Source organism: Streptococcus sp. DD10 (assembly GCF_001578805.1).
Lineage (GTDB): Bacteria > Bacillota > Bacilli > Lactobacillales > Streptococcaceae > Streptococcus.
In genome coordinates, this window is record NZ_KQ969163.1 from 101,924 (window position 1) to 104,072 (window position 2,149).

Consider the following 2,149-nt stretch of genomic DNA (forward strand, 5'->3'; position numbering starts at 1 on the left):
TGCAGTTCATAATGACAGCTTCTTTTTGTTTAACAAAGAGAAAACATTGTTAATCTGACTCTAATTGGGGTATAATATAATACAGAAAGAGGTGAGTGCGTGAAAAAAGTGACCTTAGCCAAAATGATGGCAGGATGTTTAGTAGTGATAGGATTCCTAGGATTGATTTTTTTGAGTTTTCAAGGGAGAGAAAAGGGACAAGAAAATCAACAAAAAGAACGCAGTAGTCAGGTGACTAGTACTTCAAGTGAGGAGTCAAGACCGATAGAGGCGGCTTTGGATGGAGTAAGTGAAGAGCAGATAGTTCGGATTGCAGACAGTGAGTCTGATTTGATTCTTAAAGGGGATAAAAATACGAAAAAGACGAATCAAATTCCTCAAGTAACCGATGGACGGGTCTTAGCACAGTCTCAGTTTGACTTTGCAGCGATTCAGAAAGGGGATTTTACTTCACTAGCAGGGGCATGGCAAGACGGATATGGTAATTTGATCGTTTTTGATCATCAAGGAAAGATTACGGATGAGCTCGCACTAACAATAGAATCAAATCAGTATGGTATTTTATCTGGTTCATACGGGATGGAGTCTGGCTTTGGAGCTCATGTTGAGTTGATTCCGGCAGGAATTGATGCTAGTGTGACCATTACAGATGCAAATATTCTCTATGACGCATCTAATATTTCCGTAGACCGTATTTGGATTGGCGATAATTGGGCTAGTTTAACGGATCCTTATACCTACTATTATCGTTTGAAAAATACGGATGTCACTAGTGGGGATGAATGAGAATAATTCATTATATAATAGTGTGCTATTCAGCTCTGCTAGCTCTTTTTCTGGTATACGAGCAATTTGGAGTTGCTTTTCTTCTACTAAAAGCATATCAAGAAACGACAAAACCCTGCTAGAAAATTAACTGGCAGGGTTTTGTTATAAGTGTGATGGATTTTAGTAGTAGGATTATTTCTGGATATACTTTGGATACGAATGAAGCCAGCTAAAAGGATGAGGAGTTGGCTCATTAATCAGAGTATACGTAGTGAAACTTGCTGATATGCAGATTTCTGGTTTTGGCCCTTGTTTATTTGGAGTTATTTGAGAGAGTCATTTACTCTTCCAATTAAGATAGTTGCCTCGATCGTTACTTGCTTCAGCTTCTCCCAGTTAATTTCGTTCTTGTTTACGTGAAATAGTAGAGGAGTCATTTCGAGGAGGGCAGTTTTTTCTTTGGAACTTAGTTTGCATGTCTTGCTAAGGGTTTTACTAGAAATGAGTTGGCAATTCTGGCGGAAATGCTGGATAATCGCTTGATTGTCGTAGTCTTTATTGCTGAGTTGTTCTTGTACCAGTTTGCGGATTTCGACGAGATGGTGTTCTGTTGGGATAACCTTGATAATGAGTCCTTTCTCTGTTAGAATGCGAGAGAACTCGTGATAATTTGCAGGTGAAAAAATATCTAAAATAATATCGATAGAATGATCTTTGATGGGGAGGTGAGCTAAATCTCCAACGAACCAGTTAACCCGCCACTTATTTTCATTTTTGGCTGCCAGTTGGATAGAATGTTTCGAAATGTCAAAAGCATAGAAGGATTTGTCAGGAAAAACTTCTTGAAGCTTACGAGAGTAGTAACCTTCCCCACAACCGACATCTAAAATGGTAGGTTGATTATTTTCTGATAGCAGTTGTTTTACTTCTTCTAAAATATGCTGATAAAAACCAGCTTCCAAAATAAGATTACGATTTTCAAAGTTTTCTTTACTATACTCTTTACCTTGTTTCATTTGAGGAGCTAGATTGACATAGCCAAACTTAGCAATATCAAATGAATGGCGGTTATCACATTTCAAACTAGAATCGACTAAACCTAGCTCTAGTTGACAGATAGGACAGATGAAGGCAGTAGCTGTTTTAAAACGTTGTAATTTAGGTTTAACCAATGTATTCATACTTTTAGTCTATCAGGACTTGTTCTTCTTGACAAGAAAAAAATGCGAAAAAAGAATTTTATTCGCACTTTTAGTGTGTAACGGTATCAAAACAATTCATATGAATAAGTCACCTCTGTTGCACTCAGAAATCCAGTTAAGTTCTTATCTACTTTCTTGTATTTCATCAACCGATTAAAATCTTTTACCATTTACTATTC

General features: G+C 37.1%; 2 protein-coding genes. One reads left to right on the forward strand and one right to left on the reverse strand.

Annotated features, from left to right (window positions below):
- The first annotated feature begins 99 nt into the window (after positions 1-99).
- On the forward strand, positions 100-786 hold the full coding sequence (locus STRDD10_RS08350; RefSeq protein WP_067194967.1) for a DUF6287 domain-containing protein: 687 nt from the start codon (positions 100-102) through the stop codon (positions 784-786).
- Positions 787-1,091: 305 nt separating this feature from the next.
- On the opposite strand, the gene STRDD10_RS08355 is transcribed toward STRDD10_RS08350, so the two are convergent.
- Complete coding sequence (locus STRDD10_RS08355; RefSeq protein WP_067194968.1) at positions 1,092-1,949, reverse strand: methyltransferase domain-containing protein; 858 nt, start codon at positions 1,947-1,949, stop codon at positions 1,092-1,094.
- Positions 1,950-2,149: the final 200 nt, after the last annotated feature.